Here is a 17,024-nt window from a genome sequence, read left to right as displayed (position 1 = left end):
CATGAGCGTATTGAACTTCCCCCGCATCTACTTCAAGGGCCACATGTTCTGGAGCCCACCCACGGGCAATAACAACGACGTGCTGCCGCTGTACGACGCCGTGAACATGAAGATGAACTGGGACTTCCTCAGCCAGTACCAGATCACCCCGGAAAACGCCGCAGAGAAGCTGATTCCCTGGATGATCCAGTATCAGCAGTTGTCCAGCGCACCGAAGGCGGTCATCCAGGCGCCGCCGAATGCCGGTGGGGACGGAATCGTGCCCGCCGAGTGGAACTTCTTCGGCGACAACGCCTGCGGCACGGTGTCGTACAAGGACACCGTCTCCACCATCATCGGTGGCGAAGGCCCCGGCGGCGGCTATATCGACAACGACCCGCTGATAAACCAGCCCTACAACCTGTACGGCAACCCATTCGGCAGCGACACCCCGACACCAGCCCGCTTCGTCGATGTCAGCCCCTGGCAGAACACCTTCACCGCGCTGTACTTCGACCGCCTGGAACTGGGCAACGCTGCCTGCGGCCTGACCGCCACCCGGCAGTACCGCATGCTCGATCGCTTCCTCAATTTCAACTGGGCCGCCTTCAAAGGGTTGCTCACGGTTACCGCCACCTGGCAAACCTGCTTCCCGAAAGCCAACCTGCAATGGCGGCTCGGCGACTCGGTACTGCTGAAGAACCTCCATGACCAGTTGGACCAGCCAGGCGTGCAAGGCCTTATGTTCCGCTTCTGCAGCTACCTGACCGCTTACGACTACAACGGCGTGTTCAACGACCAGCCACCGGTGAGCGCGTCAAAAGACCCGGCGAAGCTGCAACGGATGTACCAGGCGGCGCTCGACAACCCCATCGATATTTTCTTCAACCCGGCCTATGGCTGCACTTCGGGGGTGCTGGGGCTGTGGCACGACGGCGAGTACCCCACGGCTCCCGACGGCCAGCGCCTGGTGGCGAAGACCGCGGTGGCGGTTCCGTCCTCCTACAACCAGAAGCCCAAGGCGGTAGAGCTGGGCGTGATCTCGGCGCTGGTCCATGACAACCTGCTGTCGCTGGACCTGATGAACAGCTTCCCGTTCATCCAGGGCCCCGCCAAGCCGGGCATCGACCCGCTGATTCCGCAACCGCTGAAACTGAACCTGGGCGCGTTCGATATCGGTACCACCCAGGGCGACACCTTCGTTCCGCTCGTGCCGCCGCTTTCGTTCGACTACACGAAGTATCAACAGGACGCGTTCGATCACCAGTCCGGCCTGCTCGACCTGCCCCTCACGCCAGCCCAGGTGACCCAGCTGACCGGGGACAATCCGCTGGCACTGCGCAAACAGGGCGACCAGTTGCCGACGTCGGTCCAGCAGCCCTGGACCGCCGAAGTGATCGAAAGCGGCAGTTTCCTTGACGTCGGCCAGACCAAGGAGCTGAAGATCATGGTGCAGAAGAACGGCAAGCCCGCAGCGAACCTCGACCTGCTGGTGGCGCAATACAACAACCTCTACCTGCTGGGGACCTCCAGCTACTACCTGGGTACCCGCAACAATCCGAATTTCGTCCTGTTCTACGACCATACGGACGACGGCTCGCAAGAGCAGAACAAGGAGAACCTTCCGCAGTTCACCGACTCGGCCGAGGTCACCACCCAGGCAACCGAAGGCGCGGGGCGCAGGCTGGTGGCATTCGTCACCGAAGAGCCGGACACGCCTGGGACGCCCGTCTTCTATCAGGACTATCGCAAGACCTGTGTCGGGGTAAACGTGGGCGCCTGCCTGCGCTTCGAGAACCGCGAGCCATCGGCGATCCGCTATCTCAAGCCCGAAGCCGGGCTCAAGCCCGACAGCCAACTGGTGGAGTACGACTACAAGCGCATCACCACCGATGCCAACGGCATCGCCACCGTGACCGTCACCGGGGTGAACCCGGGGTTCCCCACCTTGCGTTTCTACCCCGACGAGGACGGCACGGCCGACATCCTCTTCAGCTTCGACTACCTGAGCGCCTATGTGGACTTCCTCGCGCCGATACGGGTCCTGCCCAGCGAGGACGACCTCAAGCAGCGCTTCGTCGACAAGTGGAACGAGGTCTACCAGCAACAGGATGCGGCCCAGGTGATCTGGGACAGCTTTATCTACCCGGAGATCTTCCAGATCTACTACTACCTGTACCCGATCATGAACAAATACATGCCGCTCAATAACCTGAAGCGGATCGAGGGCGCGATTGGCCAGCTGATACGCCTGATCAGCAAGCCGTACCAGGAAGAAAGCACCCTGGCCATGCCCATCACCCGCGACATGCCGCAAGGCCGCCGCTCGGTGCTGGAGCTCTGGGCGCAGAAGCTGGTGCAGCGCAACTACCCGCCGGTCAAGCTGAGCATGGCCGACTACGACACACTCAACGTCAACTGACAGGCTGCGCCGGGTGACAGTGGTGTCGCCCGGCGTTTTCCTCGATGAGGCTCCGCATTGCAGGGATGACCCATGCCATTGCCCATTCATATAGCGCAACACCTGCGCGAAACCCTTCGCCCGTCCACCCTTGTCGCCAGCGGCCTGCTTAACCCCCGCGGCGTCCATCTCGCCGAAGATGGCAGCCTGCTGCTTATCGAAGCCGGCAGCGGCCAGCCGGGCGACCCCTTCACCGGGCGGATCAGCCGCCTGCCAGCCGAGGCCGGCAAACCAGGCGCCTGGCTGCCGCCCCGGCCCCTGGCCGAGGGCTTCCGCGCCATGAACATGCAGGCGCGCATGCTGCGCGACGAAATCATGGGGCTGTCCGATATCGCCTGCGGCGAGGGCCGCTGCCTGGTCAGCCAGACCGACTACGTGGCCGGTTCCAGATTGCTCGACCTGCAGTACAGCCCCCGGAGCCGGTGTGTCACAGCCAGGGCAACCTCAATGCCCTGTGCTACCACCCGACCCTGCGCAGTTGGCTGGCGGTCAAGCCCGATACCAACGAGCTGGTGGCGTTCCGGCCGGGAGAGCAAGAGCAGGTGCTGGTGCATCTTCCGGACCTTGCCCAGGGCCAGGAAGCCGTGCCGGTCACCCTGGTTCGCGAGCCGGCGACCGACGCCGTGCTGATCAGCCTGTTCTCCGGTGAGCTGCATTCCACCCCCGAACGCAAGGGCGTGGACTTCGCCGACAGGGCCGGCCAGGTGATCCGGGTATGGCCGGACAGCGGCAGGATCGAGGTGCTGATCGACGGCCTGCAACTGCCCACCGGGCTGGCCCTGGACCCGCAAGGCAACGTGCTGGTGCTGGAACTCTGCGAGAGCCTGCAGCAACCCCTGACCGCCGCCTGGAACGGCGAGCCGCTGCATGGCGGCTTTACCCGGTTCAGCGGGCGGCTGCTGCACTGCGACCTGGGCAGCGGTGAGGTCAGCGTGCTGGCCCGCGGCCTGGATACGCCGTCCAACCTGTGCCTGGTGCCGGGCGGGGTGGTCATCAGCGAAGGCATGGGCCTGCAGGACCGGCCATTGCCTACGCCCGACGGCGCCGTGGTCGCGCTGGAAGGCCGCTTGCGCCTGGTACAGCTCTGAACCAGGCGGATCCTGTGGCAGCCGCCAAGGAACGCCGATTCCTTGACCTGCCACAACCCTTCGGCAGATAGGCCACGCCCGGCCTTGCCATCTGCGCTGTCCTGGACTTTTCTCAATCCCTCAACCAGGAGGTGACCCATGGCAACCATGAAAGCAGCCGTTTTCGTAGAGCCCGGCCGGATCGAGCTGACGGACAAACCCATACCGCAGGTCGGCCCTACCGATGCGCTGATCCGCATCACCACCACGACCATCTGCGGCACCGACGTGCATATCCTCAAGGGCGAATACCCCATTGCCCGCGGCCTGACCGTGGGTCATGAACCGGTCGGGGTGATCGAGAAACTGGGCAGCGCGGTCAAGGGTTACCAGGAGGGCCAGCGGGTGATCGCCGGGGCGATCTGTCCGAACTTCAACTCCTACGCCGCCCAGGATGGCGTGGCCTCCCAGGACGGCAGCTACCTGCAGGAGTCCGGGCGCTGCGAATGCCATGGCTACAAGGCCACCGCCGGCTGGCGCTTCGGCAACCTTATCGACGGCACCCAGGCCGAGTATGTGTTGGTGCCGGACGCCGAGGGCAACCTGGCGCCCATCCCCGACGGGCTGAGCGACGAACAGGTGCTGATGTGCCCGGACATCATGTCCACCGGCTTCAAGGGCGCGGAGAATGCCAACATCCGCATCGGCGATACCGTGGTGATCTTCGCCCAAGGCCCCATCGGCCTGTGTGCCACCGCCGGCGCACGCCTGCTCGGGGCCTCGACCATCATCGCGGTGGACGGCAACGACCACCGCCTGGGCATTTCCCGCAACATGGGCGCCGATATCACCCTGAACTTCAACCAGTGCGATGTGATCGACGAGGTGATGAAGCTGACCCGCGGCCGTGGCGCCGACTCGTCCATCGAGTGCCTGGGCCTGCCGGGCACCTTCGAACAGGCCATGAAGGTGCTCAAGCCCGGCGGTACGCTGTCCAGCCTGGGCGTGTATTCCAGCGACGTGAAGATTCCCCTGGGCGCGTTCGCCGCCGGCCTGGGGGATCATCGCATCAACACCGCGCTCTGCCCGGGCGGCAAGGAGCGCATGCGTCGGCTGATGAGCGTGATCGCCTCCAATCGCGCGGATTTCGGGGCACTGGTCACCCATCACTACGCACTGGGCGATATTGTCGAAGCCTACGACCTGTTCGCCCATCAGCGCGATGGCGTACTGAAGGTCGCCATCAAGCCCTGAGAGACATGCTCGGGATCTCTACCCGAGCATTCCCTTGCCCATCAGCAGCCCGGGCGCCGGTGCCCCCTCCACCTGGCGCTCGACCACAGCCACAGCCCCCTTGTGCCCGGATGCCGCCCAGCCCCGGCCTTCGCCTCCCTGCTCGCGCGTCTTTACCTAATCCTTACCCAAGCCTGACAAAGCCAGCGCCCGGGTACTGATAATCTTTCCCAACTAATTGCTTAGCCAAGCATCTAATTTCCATCACACTCTTCCTGCCGATGACCACCGAAGACCAAGACTTCTTGAACTCCCGAACCCGCCAACTCGATGCCTATCGCTGGGCCTTGCTGCGGGAAAAGCACGGCCTGCTCGGCTCGCTGCTGCGTACCCTGCGCGACACCGCGGCGGACCTGGCCCTGGGCATTGGCGCCCGGGCCCTGGCCGGCGAGGCGAGTACCGAGGGCGCCGAACGCATTCTGGTCTTGCACGGGTCACCCAAGCTGCTGGCGCAACGGCGCAAGAACGGTTTGATCAAAGCCTTGCGCCAGCGCGGCCACGAGGTCGTCGAGGATGCCATCGAGCCGCTGGGCACTGCCGTGCGGCACAAACGCCTGTACCGCCCGGCCTTGCGCGTGCCCCTGCGCTACTACGCCCATGCTGCCTATGCCGAATGGCTGGCACGCCATCACAACCCGGGGCTGGTCCTCAACGAACGCCACGGCAGCCTGGTGATTCCGTTCCTGCGCCTGTCGCTGAACCATCAGGGCCGCCACCTGGCCCAGTTGTCCCATGCCACTTCGGTCGATCATTCCCGACGGCTGAGCATGACCGACTACGACTACTACCTGCTGTTCGGCCAGAGCTCGCTGCAAGCCCTGCAACGCCGCAACCTGCGCTTTGGCAGCACCCGGGCGATCCTCACCGGGTCGTACCTGATCGATCAGCGATACGACATGCCGGCGCCCCGCAGCGAGCTGCGAGTACTGGTCCTGGGCGTCGGTCCGGACAAGGAAGCACGCCCCGGCTACGAGCGCACCTACGAACTGATTTGCCAGTGGGCAGCCCGTCATCCTCAAGTCCCGGTGACTTTCAAGGCGCACCCGCGCAGCCGCATGACGTTCTGGAAAGCCGCCGCCGCCCGTGTTGACAATATCCACCTGGCTGCGCCCCATACCTCCCTGGCCGAAGCGCTGGAACAAAGTTCGGTGGTACTCAACATCATGTCCAATGCCGCCCTGGAGGCTTGCCTGGCCAATCGTGCGGTGGTCTATGTCAATGCCAGCGGAGATGCCGATGTGCTTGAACAGGCGCGCTTTTTCGGCAACTGCGTGACTGATCTGGAAAGCCTGGAGGAACGCCTGGACTGGCTGTCCGCTCACTACCAGCAGGCCCTGAGCGGCGCCCGGGCCTTCGCCGAGTATCACCTGGCCCATGGTCTCCAGGGGCAGAACAAGACAGCCGAAGTGATCGACTGCCTGATCCAGCGGCAAACGCTGCCCGGCACTGAATTGAACGAAACCTTCGGCTGAACCGTCACCTCGCCACCTTTGCGGAACCCCATGATCGCCAAGAAAATTCACTACTGCTGGTTCGGCGGCAAGCCGCTGCCATTGCTGGCCCGCCGCTGCCTGGCGTCCTGGGCCCGGCATCTGCCGGACTACGAAATCATTCGCTGGGACGAGTCGAATGTCGATGTGCATGCCCACAGGTTCACAGCGGCGGCCCATAACGCCGGACGCTATGCCTTCGTCGCCGACTACGTACGCATGCAGGTGCTGGCCCGGGAAGGCGGTATCTACCTGGACACCGATGTCGAGGTGCTGACGCCCTTCGCACCGATGCTCGACAACCAGTTCTTCATTGGCCTGGAATGGGACGCACGCTTCGGCACCGCGGTGATCGGCGCCGTACCTGGGCACTGGCTGCCCAAGGCCATGCTGGCCTGGTATGACCGGGTGCGCTTCGACACGGCACGCTTGGCAGAGCTGGTAAATGTAAATGAAGTCAGCCGCCTGCTGGTGCTCAAGGGCTTTTCAGCCAGCTATCAGGAACAGGTGATCGGCTGGGATCGGGTGTACCCGGTCGGCGTGTTCGCCGATCCCCATCGACAGGCAGCCGACGGTGTCAGGCCGACGACACGGCACCTGTATGCCGGCAGTTGGCGCAATCGCCAGCATAAAGGCCTGCTGAGCCGCACCTGGCGCAACCTGCGCAAAATGCCGCACAACCTCGGCCACGCTACGCAACTCTGTCGTTACCTGGCTGCAACCTGGGTCAGGCAGGCACTGAAGGACAAGGGGAACAACTGATGAAGACGGTGTTTGCAAGCGGCAGCGATAACGTCGGCGATGAGCTCAACGAATGGATCTGGCCAGCGCTGCTCGGCGATATCCAGCGCGAAGGGGTGGCCCTGCTGGGTATCGGCACCCTGCTGAACGAGGCGTTCTGCCGTCGTCTCGACTCGGCCGAACGCATCCTGGTGCTTGGCAGCGGCGCAGGCTATGGCAAGCCGCCGACGCTCGACCGACGCTGGCGCTTCCATGCCGTCCGTGGCTTGCGCACGGCCCGCGCCCTGGGCCTGGACGACGATCGCGCGGTAGCCGACCCGGCCTACCTGCTGGCCAGCCTCGACTGGCGCAGCGCTCGCGCTCACGGCGACGTGGTAGTGGTCCCGCACCATCGCTCCCTGCGCTACCTGGACTGGCAACGGGTGTGTGCCGCTGCCGGAGTGCGCTTCGTCTCCCCCTTGCTGCCCGCTGCGCAATTCATGCAGGCCATCGCCGGCGCCCGGCTGGTCCTGAGCGAAGCCATGCACGGCGCGATCCTTGCCGATGTGGCGCGTGTCCCCTGGCAAGGCTTCGGCTTCGGCGGCCAGTTCAACCAGGACAAGTGGCTGGACTGGGCGCAGATGTTGGACCTGGACCTGTGCATCCGCCATTTGCCCGGTTTCTATGATCCGGCCCGCTTCAGCCAAGACCGCCCGCTGCGCTATCACCTCGGCAAAGTGTTCAAGTCCAGCATGAGCCGGGCCGGCCTTGGTCGAGAGAAATGGCAGCGCATGACCCTGCCCTCGTTCCAGCCCGCCCGGGCCGAGACCGCACTGGCCCGGCAGCTGGGCGAACTTGCCGGACTGCCGGGCACACTCAGCAGCACCGCCCGTCTGCATGGCCGCGTGGAACAGTTGTACCAGCGCGTCGACGAACTGCGCGCAGAGTTGCAGGCCCCCCGGCCAAGCGCCTGCAAGGCGATGGCCTGGCATTTCTCGCCACGACCTGAATGAAAAATCCACCTTGTTGACGGAATTTTCACTGTCGTCCGCATAGCGTGAGCCACCCGCTCATTCCGGCGACAGCCAAAGGTTCAACGAGGTACCCGTGTCCGCTACTCCTGCCCCTGCTTCCAAAGCGCCACTGAAATGGTCCGGCCTGCTCTGGCCCTTGCTGTTTTTCTGGTATTTCTCGGGAGTCACCCAGGCCTTGCTGTTTGCCAGCGGCACCACCGGTTTCGCCGGTTTGCGCGATGCCTTCTTCCTCAGCAGCCTGTGGCTGGTACCGCTGCTGCTGGCGCCGCGCCTGGCCCGCGGCACCAGCGCGGTGATCGGCGTGGTGCTGTGGGCCGCGTCGCTGGTCGGGCTGACCTACTACGGGATCTACCGCCAGGAATTCTCGCAGAGCGTGATCTTCGTCATGTTCGAATCGAACACGGCGGAGGCCGGCGAATACTTCAGCCAGTACTTCACCATCTGGCTGGCGTTCGCCCTGCTGCTCTATACTCTGGTGGCGGTATGGCTGTGGAAACGCATCCGTCCGTTCAGCCTGCCGCTCGGCAGCCGGCTGCCGCTGGTCGTGCTGTTGCTGGCGGGCAACCTGGTCTACCCGTTCTACAAGCAGATGGTCACCCAGCAGCGCAACTTCGCCGATGCCCTGGAGAAGGTCGAGCAGCGCATGGAGCCGGCCGTGCCCTGGCAATTGCTGGTCGGCTACCGGCAGTACCGCCAGCAGCTGGACAACATGCAGGCGCTGCTGGAACAGAACGCCGCGTTGCCGCCGGTACAGGGGCTGCTGGACAGCAGTGGCGATAAACCCCGCACCCTGGTGCTGGTGCTCGGCGAGTCCACCACTCGCCAGCATATGCACCTGTATGGCTACAACCGCGACACCACGCCGAACCTGGACGCCCTGGCGGCCAGCGACAAGGGCCTGACGGTGTTCCGCAACGTGGTGTCGCCGCGGCCCTACACCATCGAGGTGATGCAGCAGATCCTGACCTTCGGCGACGAGCAGAACCCGGATCGCTTCCTTACCGACCCCTCGTTGATCAACCTGATGAAACAGGCGGGCTACAAGACCTTCTGGATCACCAACCAGCAGACCATGAGCAAGCGCAACACCATGCTCACCACCTTCTCCCAGCAGACCGACGAGCCGGTGTACCTGAACAACCAGCGCAACCAGAACGCCGCGCAGTACGACGATGTGGTCTTCGCCCCGTTCGAAAAGGCTCTGCAGGACCCGGCGCCGAACAAGTTCATCATCGTCCACCTGCTGGGCACCCATATGGATTACGAGTACCGCTATCCGCCCGAGTACCGCAAGTTCAACGATCGCCAGGGCGTGCCGGCCCAGTTGTCCAGCAGCCAGGTGGACACCTACAACGAGTATGACAATGCGGTGCTGTACAACGACTTCGTGGTGTCCGACCTGATCAAGCGCTACTCGGCCAGCACGCCCAACGGTTTCCTGCTGTACCTCTCCGACCATGGCGAGGATGTCTACAGCTCGGGCGACCATGACCGGCTCGGGCGCAACGAAGCGGCCCCGACCAGGCCGATGTACACCATTCCGTTCATCCTCTGGACCTCGCCAAGCTGGCAGGCAGCCCATCCCCGCGATCTCCAGGCAATGGCCAACAACGCCTACAGCAGCTCACACCTGATCCACACCCTGTCGGACCTGGCCGGACTGAGCTACGACCGCTTCGAACCGGCCAAGAGCGTGGTCAGCACGCAGTTCGTCAGGGCGCCGCGCTGGATTGGCGACCCCTATCACAAGGGTGGTCTGCACGAGTTCGATCTCTTGCCGACGGACGGGATGGGCGAGGTCCAGGAAACTGCTGGCAATCCCTGAGGCGATAAAGCTTCGCGCACAAGCCAGTTTTGCCCACCGCCCCTACACAGGCTTCACGTATTCGAGTAATAGTATCTAGCCATACCCCGGCCCCCGCTGCTCAACCACGGAAGACCAGAGCCCATGCCTATCGATTCGGACTACGCCCATCGGGTGATCGCCGCCTATGCCGCCAGCCCGGCAAGGATGGGCGCGTTTCCACTGCCGGACCTCGACACCGTGTATGCCGCAGAGACGCTCAAGGATCACCTGGTCGGCAGCCCTTACAGCCATGCCGTGGAAGTCGCCCGGATCAATAACGGGATCCGCGACCTGTATGTGTTCGCCAACTCCGGTGCGCCCGGGGTGCTGAACGTCGATGTGGAAGGCGCCACCAGCCAGTTGCGCCGGGTACTCGGGCCCTTGGCATCCTTTGCCCAGATCCGCCGTGACTACTCCTTCTACGAACCCCAGCATCGCGATGTCGCGGCCCTGCTGGGCACGGTCCGCGCCGGCTTCAATACCCAGGTACACCCCGCCTTGCTCGTGCGCCTGGCCGATGTACAAGGGGCTATCGCCAATTTCACGACACTGGTCAACGAACTGGGCCATGGCCCCGGAGCGCTGCCCCCGCGGCCGGACCCGACTGTCCCGGGACTGAATCCGCGGGCCCAGGCCTCGATCCAGGCATCCCAGGACCGCATCGTCAACCGCGGGCTGGCATCCACGGGAAACAACGGCGATATCCTGCGTGCACAATTTCTCGACCACGCACAAATCGCCAGCCTCGCGGCACGGGCCGCCACTGCACGAAGCAGCGGCCAGGCCACAGGGGCGCAAAAGGACTGCTTGAAGGTAATGTTGGCCGCGGCCTTGGCCCTGCGCCTGCGCTTGATCGAACCGGGTGACGTCGCCGCCGTGTCCCAGGCCTTCGATAACTTCATCCCGACCCTGAGAAGGCTGCCGATGTATCCCTTCCTGGGGCGGATCGCCGACCTGGTTGCGGCCCTGATCGTGCCTGCCACGCCCTTGCCGGCCGCCGCACTGGACCATGCAGCGTTCCAGGCCACTGCCGCCGAGGTCCTGCGGGTTGCAGGTCAATCGCGCTTCTGTGCCGAGCCACGGGTGTTCAGCGCGGTCGGCAGCCAGGCGGAGTTCAACGGCTCGCTGGTCAGCCAGATCTGCTTCTGGTATGGCGGGGCGGGCAATGTGGCGAATCCGGTGGAATATCAGGTCATCGGCCCGCAAGCCACGCCAGCCAACGCCGCCGCATCCGGCAGCTACATGTGGGCCTGCTCGTCCTGCTGCAACCGTTCGGCGCAGATGGTCGGGCCGCTGCAGCGGCTGGCGATGCCGCGACGAGCGCGGGAGGTCTGAGGCCGACGCCATGGAGTACAACTGTACTCCAGGGCGATTTCACGACCGTCCGCGCTTCTCGACTTCGGTCAGTCGATCCTCGATTTCCCGCGCCTCATCCTGCTTTTCCTTGATTGAAACCGGGGTAATGATTTTGTCCACCGCTTCGGTACGCGGGTCCGGCTGCTGCAGCACCGGGCCAGGCGACGTTGCACCTTTTTGTGCGTTTTCCGAAGACAGCGGTTGCGGGGTTTTGTCGGACTGCCTGGAATCGTCGTGGGTCATGACCATCTCCTGATCAACGGGGTGTGTTTCAGAAGAGTCGCCCGTGAGCGAAAAAGTTTGATTGCATGACCGCCGGGGCGTTGAACGAAGACCCTCGACCGATAGCCCCCGTGACCTGGCGCGAGTGCAAAGGGCCGGAAAACCGGCCCTTTGTTTGATATCGGTGGTTGAGGAGATTGCTATCTATTTGCCATCATTCAACGATCCATCACTTCATGCTTTCCAGCGGATTTCAGGATGAATCGATCGCTTCGCTACACCCTCATTGCTAGCACCACTCTGATGCTGAATGCATGCGCCGGTATCGCTCATGACACGCCCGAAGCCCGGCAGCAGATCCAGCAGGATCTTAAATTGCAGAACATCGTAGCAACTTCCATCATGAGCTATTGCCAGATCCCACTGGGCGGCGAAGCCTGGTGCAGGGCAACACCAGGAATTGGGGTGATAACAGCAGATCGCCTGATCATGGTCGATTACGTCAACGGCCATTACCGGCAGGATGACGTACTGACCTCGAAGGACATCCGCTGCATCGCGGAAAGCGACGGCCATCGATTCCAGGCTTTTACCACGAACAGATCCGTCACGGTGTTTCCCTATAAGGAAGGCACGGATGCAAACTCCGTGTTCAGAGAGCAAGCAATCGCACTGCTGCTTGCCGATGGGCAACCCTACCTTACCGGCACCGCCGGGCATTTCGTGCGCGAGACCGATCGGGAGAGAACCAACGTCACCAGTGTGAATTACAACGGCACGACTATGTACCTTCCCTACTCAACGAAGATCATGGAGATCTACAGCCCCTGCTTACCTGAAAGCAATCGAGCCGATTAATCTGGCGACGCGCGTGAGGGTGCTGGATTCACCGCACCTTCTGCGTATGCCGCTCCTTCATCTCCTGCCGTTCCTTGGCCTCCACCGACAACGACGCCGTCGGGCGCAGCAGCAGGCGTTTCAAGCCGATCGGCTCACCTGTTTCCGCGCACCAGCCATATTCGCCACGAGCCAGGCGCTCCAGCGCTTCGTCGATCTTGTCCAGCAGCTTCTTTTCCCGTTCCAGCACCCGCAACTGCCAGTGCCGGGCTTCCTCGGTGCTGCCGATATCGGCCGGGTCGGAGTTGATTTCGTGGTTCTTCAGGGATTCGAACTGCTCGGAGATCCGCTCCTGCAAGCCCTGCCGTTCGTTGAGCAGCAGAGTGTGGAAGTACGCCAACTGGCTGGCGTTCATATAGGCCTCTTCAGGCTGTTGCAGCAGTTCTTCTTCGGTCATGTTCATTTCCTGAAACTCAGCGGTAGTCCTTGGCAGCCCTCGACCAGCCGCCCCTGGTGCCAGGCCAGTTGCCCGGAAACCAGGGTGGTGCTGATGCGATGGCGGAATACGTGGTTCTGGAACGGTGTCCATTGGCAGTGGGACAGCAGCGGATCGAGCAATACCGGCCTGGCGTGCGCCAGCGCCTCTACCAGCACCAGGTCGGCCCAGTAACCCTCGCGGACATAGCCGCGGTCCTGGATGCCGAACAACCCGGCCACCGCATGGCTGGTCTTCTGCACCAGCCGGGTCAGCGGCAATATGCCGTCGGCGACCAGTTCCAGCAGCGCCGGCAAGGCGTGCTGGACCAGAGGCAGGCCGGAAGGTGCCTGGGCATAGGGGCGGGATTTTTCTTCGAGGGTGTGCGGCGCATGGTCGGTGCCGATAACGTCGAGGCGATCGCACAACAGCGCCTGGCGCAGGGCATCACGGTCGGTGCGGGCCTTGATCGCCGGGTTGCATTTGATCAGGTTGCCGAGGCTTGCGTAGTCACGCTCGTCGAACAGCAGATGGTGCGCGCAGACCTCGGCGGTGATGCGCTTGCCCGCCAGCGGACCGGGCTCGAACAGCGCCAGTTCGCGCGCGGAGGTAAGGTGCAGGACGTGCAGACGAGTGTCGAAACGCCTGGCCAGTTCCACCGCCAGCGACGAGGAGCGGTAGCAGGCTTCGGCGTCACGGATCACCGGGTGAAACTGTGGGCCGATGGCTTCGCCGTGCAATTCGCGCAACCTGGCCTCGTTGGCAAGAATCGATGGGGTGTGTTCGCAATGGGCCAGGAGAATGGTGGGTACGCAGCCGAATAGACGCTCGAGCACGTTCGGATCATCCACCAGCATGTCGCCGGTGGACGCCCCCATGAACACCTTGACCCCGGCCACCTCGCGCGGATCGAGGGCGGCGACCACATCGAGGTTGTCCTTGCTGACGCCGAAGTGGAAGGCAAAATTGGCCACCGAACTGCGCGCCGCACGCCGTTTCTTGTCCGCCAGGGCGTCCAGGGACAACGTCGCCGGATGGGTATTGGGCATATCCATGAAGCTGGTGATGCCCCCGGCCACCGCCGCCCGCGACTCGCTGTGAATACTGCCCTTGTGCGGCGCGCCGGGTTCACGGAAATGCACCTGGTCATCGATCATCCCGGGCAACAGCCATTGGCCCCGGGCATCGATTTCCACTGCGGCGCACTGCTGGTCGATGATTCCGGCGATCCTTTCGATACGGCCATGGGCGACCAGGATGTCGGCGCAGAATGTGCTGCCTTCGTTCACGACGTTGGCATTGCGGATCAGGATTCGGCTCATGATGCAGGTCGGGCCTCGGCGAAAACGTTACGTTATAACACTACATATCATGCAACGTCGAGGCGCGCCGGCAAACCACAAAGCCGCCGGAAAAAACCATTAAAGATTCCTTCACCCAGACGGCCGCATTCCTCATCTACGCTCACCTCATTTCTCGCCCGGAAATCCGCCCATGGATATGGACTGGCATCAAGCCCTGCAAGAGAGCCTGCGCTGGCTCGCCCTCACCTCCCTGATCACCCTGCTCAGCCTGGCCATCTGCGCGCGGCTGGCCGTGCGCTTTACCCGCTGGGGCCAGCAGTTCTGGCAGATCGCCGGCCCCTGGCTGAGCCCGAAGCACAGTTGGCGACCGTTGCTCGCGTTTGCCCTGCTGCTGTTGCTGACCCTGTTCGCGGTTCGCCTGAATGTGCTGTTTTCCTTCTGGTACAACGGTTTCTACAGTGCCCTCCAGGGCCTGGACCAGGCGGCGTTCTGGTACCTGCTCGGGGTGTTTGCGGTGCTGGCGACCATCCATGTACTGCGCGCCCTGTTCACCTACTACGTGACCCAGGCCTTCAGCATCCGCTGGCGCACCTGGCTGACCGAACGCTTGACCAGCGATTGGATGGCCGACGATGCCTATTACCGCGGACAGTTCCTGGAAAACCCGGTCGACAACCCGGACCAGCGTATCGAACTGGACGTGAATGCCTTCGTCACCGGCTCCGTGACCCTGTGCCTTGGCGCAGTCAGTGCGCTGGTGTCGCTGGTGGCCTTCACCGCGATTCTCTGGGGGCTGTCGGCCCCACTGACGGTGGCCGGGGTGGAGATTCCCAGGGCCATGGTCTTCGCCGTATACATCTACGTGCTGATCGCCACCTGGATCGCCTTCCGGCTGGGCAAGCCGCTGATCCGCCTGAACTTCCTCAACGAAAAACTGGGTAAGCGGATTAAATGGTTGATCTTACCTTTGCATGAGAGTGAGACAGACCGGCATCTCATCGGATTATCTGGTTGATGCTTCACCTACTGCTGGTGCATGTTTCCTTCGCTAATTCCCAGCAAGAACCCCACACGCCTCAACTTCCCGGTCATCGTTGCAACTCGCTCTCAGTGAAACGAGTTGTTTCTCAAGCGCTTGCAGAGCGGTTATCTGCGACCGCACATGAGAGATGTGATCATCGAGCAAGGCGTTGACGGCGGTACAAGGCTGATGAGGGTCGTCCTCATAGCTCTGTAGTTCGTGAATCTCAGCCAGTGACAGGCCCAGGATTCTGCAGCGACGGATGAAGGCCAGCCCCTCACCATGCTTCTCGGTATAGACACGGTAACCGTTGTCCTGCCGATCAGGCGGCGGCAACAAGCCCTGCTGTTCATAGAAGCGGATCGTCTGTGTTTCGACCCCTACCAACTGCGCCAACTGACCAATGCGCATCAGCCTCCTCCCCAACGGATTCTTTACTCTATTGACCTTATAGTAGCTTTATAGTTTTAAATGGTACCACAACATTGTTCAAGTGGAGTCGTATCATGAGCAAATCCTGTGGTGGCGCCTGTGGCGGTGATGCAACGTCCGCAGCGGATACCGATATACAGGCCTCCTCCGAGGCGCCAGGGAGATGGGTCAGTGTTTATGCCGTGCCGAAGATGGACTGTCCATCAGAAGAACGAATGATTCGCCTAGCCCTGAACGGCTTTGAGGAGATTCGGGCGCTGTCCTTCGACTTGTCGAACCGCCGGCTGAAGGTCGTGCATGACGGCGAGGTCGAGCCCGTCACCTCGAAACTGAAGACCTTGGGGCTAGGCGCCTCGCTTCAGGAAACCGTCGCTGCAAATCCGGAGACCATCAAGGCCGCCGAGTTTTCGGCAGCTTCTGCTAAGCAAGAATCCGGGACCCTGCGCTGGTTGCTCGGCATCAATGCACTTCTGTTCGTGGTGGAAATGACTGCCGGTCTGATCGCCCGGTCCACCGGCCTGATTGGAGAATCCCTGGACAATTTTGCCGATGCGGCGGTGTACGGGCTTGCCCTTTATGCGGTTGGACATAGCGTGAAAATGCAGGTACGTGCCGCGCATCTTGCTGGTGTACTGCAACTGATCTTGGCTGTGGGCGTGCTCGTAGAGGTGGTGAGACGCTTTGTATTCGGTAGTGAGCCTGAATCGCTGGTGATGATGGCTATCGCATTCGTCGCATTGATTGCCAATACCAGTTGTCTGCTGCTCATATCCAAACATCGGGAAGGCGGGGCGCACATGAAGGCAAGCTGGATATTCTCGGCCAACGACGTGGTGATCAACCTGGGGGTCATCACCGCCGGCGCCCTGGTCGCGTGGACCGGTTCCAATTATCCGGATCTGATTATCGGCACCATCGCGGGGGGCATTGTACTTAACGGTGCCAGACGCATTTTGGCGTTGAAGGGTTAAATAATGCTCATTATTGGCAAAAAGCTCTCGCCGTATGCCCTATTGTCCATATCGGGCCTGCTGGCAGCGTCTGATCAGGCTGTAAAGTGGCTGGTGCAGCAATCAATGGCCTATGGCGAGTATGTTTCGGTGACCCCGTTCTTTAACTGGGTGCACCTATGGAACACCGGTGCCGCATTCAGTCTTTTTGCGAATGGTGGAGGCTGGCAGCGCTACTTTTTTATCGGAATCGCGGTAGTGGTCTCGATTTTTCTGATCAAGCTGATCCTTGAAAATCGTCATAAAGGAGAAGCCATCGCTTACAGTCTTATCCTCGGTGGCGCCATGGGCAACCTGATTGACCGGGTCTTTCGCGGCTATGTTGTGGATTCCTTTGATTTCTATTGGCGAGACTGGCATTGGCCGGCCTTCAACCTGGCTGATATTGCAATTGTCCTCGGTGCCTTACTTTTCGTTTCCAGCAGCTTGTTGGGTAAAAAAGCAAACACCAATGCCGAGTCGGATGGATCTGACTGA

General features: G+C 62.2%; 13 protein-coding genes and 3 pseudogenes. 12 read left to right on the top strand and 4 right to left on the bottom strand.

Annotated features, from left to right (window positions below):
* The first annotated feature begins 1 nt into the window (after window position 1).
* The 8 genes and pseudogenes from CSV86_RS11355 (at window position 2) to CSV86_RS11320 (ending at window position 11,225) form a co-directional block, all read left to right on the top strand.
* Entirely contained in the window at window positions 2-2,401 is a 2,400-nt protein-coding gene (locus tag CSV86_RS11355) for a hypothetical protein (protein WP_009405365.1), read from the top strand.
* 72 nt (window positions 2,402-2,473) lie between these two features.
* Window positions 2,474-3,528, top strand: a pseudogene (locus CSV86_RS11350) (hypothetical protein).
* Window positions 3,529-3,666: 138 nt separating this feature from the next.
* Window positions 3,667-4,761, top strand: a complete 1,095-nt coding sequence (locus tag CSV86_RS11345) for an NAD(P)-dependent alcohol dehydrogenase (RefSeq protein ID WP_009405363.1) — start codon at window positions 3,667-3,669, stop codon at window positions 4,759-4,761.
* Between the two features lie 284 nt (window positions 4,762-5,045).
* Window positions 5,046-6,272, top strand: coding sequence for a glycosyltransferase family protein (locus CSV86_RS11340; RefSeq protein ID WP_240160414.1), 1,227 nt, complete (start codon window positions 5,046-5,048; stop codon window positions 6,270-6,272).
* Window positions 6,273-6,302: 30 nt separating this feature from the next.
* Window positions 6,303-7,052 carry a glycosyltransferase family 32 protein gene (locus CSV86_RS11335; protein ID WP_009405361.1) on the top strand — a complete coding sequence of 250 codons (750 nt, stop codon included), beginning with the start codon at window positions 6,303-6,305 and terminating at the stop codon, window positions 7,050-7,052.
* Window positions 7,052-8,023: a polysaccharide pyruvyl transferase family protein gene (locus tag CSV86_RS11330; protein WP_170394590.1), complete on the top strand. Its 972-nt coding sequence runs from the start codon at window positions 7,052-7,054 to the stop codon at window positions 8,021-8,023. Before CSV86_RS11335 ends, CSV86_RS11330 begins: the two co-directional genes overlap by 1 nt.
* Before the next feature lie 94 nt (window positions 8,024-8,117).
* Complete coding sequence (locus CSV86_RS11325) at window positions 8,118-9,869, top strand: phosphoethanolamine transferase CptA (protein ID WP_080604801.1); 1,752 nt, start codon at window positions 8,118-8,120, stop codon at window positions 9,867-9,869.
* A 123-nt stretch (window positions 9,870-9,992) separates the two neighbouring features.
* Window positions 9,993-11,225: a hypothetical protein gene (locus CSV86_RS11320; protein ID WP_009405358.1), complete on the top strand. Its 1,233-nt coding sequence runs from the start codon at window positions 9,993-9,995 to the stop codon at window positions 11,223-11,225.
* 39 nt (window positions 11,226-11,264) lie between these two features.
* Here CSV86_RS11320 and CSV86_RS11315 read toward each other — a convergent pair whose 3' ends face one another.
* Window positions 11,265-11,489: a hypothetical protein gene (locus CSV86_RS11315; protein WP_009405357.1), complete on the bottom strand. Its 225-nt coding sequence runs from the start codon at window positions 11,487-11,489 to the stop codon at window positions 11,265-11,267.
* Between the two features lie 237 nt (window positions 11,490-11,726).
* On the opposite strand from CSV86_RS11315, the gene CSV86_RS11310 reads away from it, so the two are divergent.
* Entirely contained in the window at window positions 11,727-12,326 is a 600-nt protein-coding gene (locus tag CSV86_RS11310; RefSeq protein WP_009405356.1) for a hypothetical protein, read from the top strand.
* Between the two features lie 28 nt (window positions 12,327-12,354).
* Here CSV86_RS11310 and dksA read toward each other — a convergent pair whose 3' ends face one another.
* Both dksA and CSV86_RS11300 read right to left on the bottom strand, forming a co-directional pair.
* Entirely contained in the window at window positions 12,355-12,762 is a 408-nt protein-coding gene (gene dksA / locus CSV86_RS11305) for an RNA polymerase-binding protein DksA (RefSeq protein ID WP_009405355.1), read from the bottom strand.
* Window positions 12,763-12,764: 2 nt separating this feature from the next.
* Window positions 12,765-14,102, bottom strand: a complete 1,338-nt coding sequence (locus CSV86_RS11300; RefSeq protein WP_009405354.1) for a dihydroorotase — start codon at window positions 14,100-14,102, stop codon at window positions 12,765-12,767.
* A 172-nt stretch (window positions 14,103-14,274) separates the two neighbouring features.
* Here CSV86_RS11300 and CSV86_RS11295 point away from each other — a divergent pair.
* A pseudogene (locus CSV86_RS11295) lies at window positions 14,275-15,063 on the top strand (SbmA/BacA-like family transporter); the annotation flags it as partial.
* Between the two features lie 44 nt (window positions 15,064-15,107).
* Here the strand turns inward: CSV86_RS11295 and cadR are convergent.
* Window positions 15,108-15,516: pseudogene (gene cadR / locus CSV86_RS11290) on the bottom strand (Cd(II)/Pb(II)-responsive transcriptional regulator).
* A 95-nt stretch (window positions 15,517-15,611) separates the two neighbouring features.
* Here cadR and CSV86_RS11285 point away from each other — a divergent pair.
* Both CSV86_RS11285 and lspA read left to right on the top strand, forming a co-directional pair.
* Window positions 15,612-16,508: a cation efflux transmembrane domain-containing protein gene (locus tag CSV86_RS11285; protein WP_004364974.1), complete on the top strand. Its 897-nt coding sequence runs from the start codon at window positions 15,612-15,614 to the stop codon at window positions 16,506-16,508.
* 3 nt (window positions 16,509-16,511) lie between these two features.
* Window positions 16,512-17,024 (top strand): signal peptidase II, encoded by a 513-nt coding sequence (lspA, locus tag CSV86_RS11280; protein WP_003821921.1) that lies wholly within the window; start codon window positions 16,512-16,514, stop codon window positions 17,022-17,024.

Origin of the sequence: Pseudomonas bharatica CSV86 (assembly GCF_000319305.2) — a bacterium.
Lineage (GTDB): Bacteria > Pseudomonadota > Gammaproteobacteria > Pseudomonadales > Pseudomonadaceae > Aquipseudomonas > Aquipseudomonas bharatica.
This window is presented reverse-complemented; position numbering and strand designations above follow the sequence as displayed.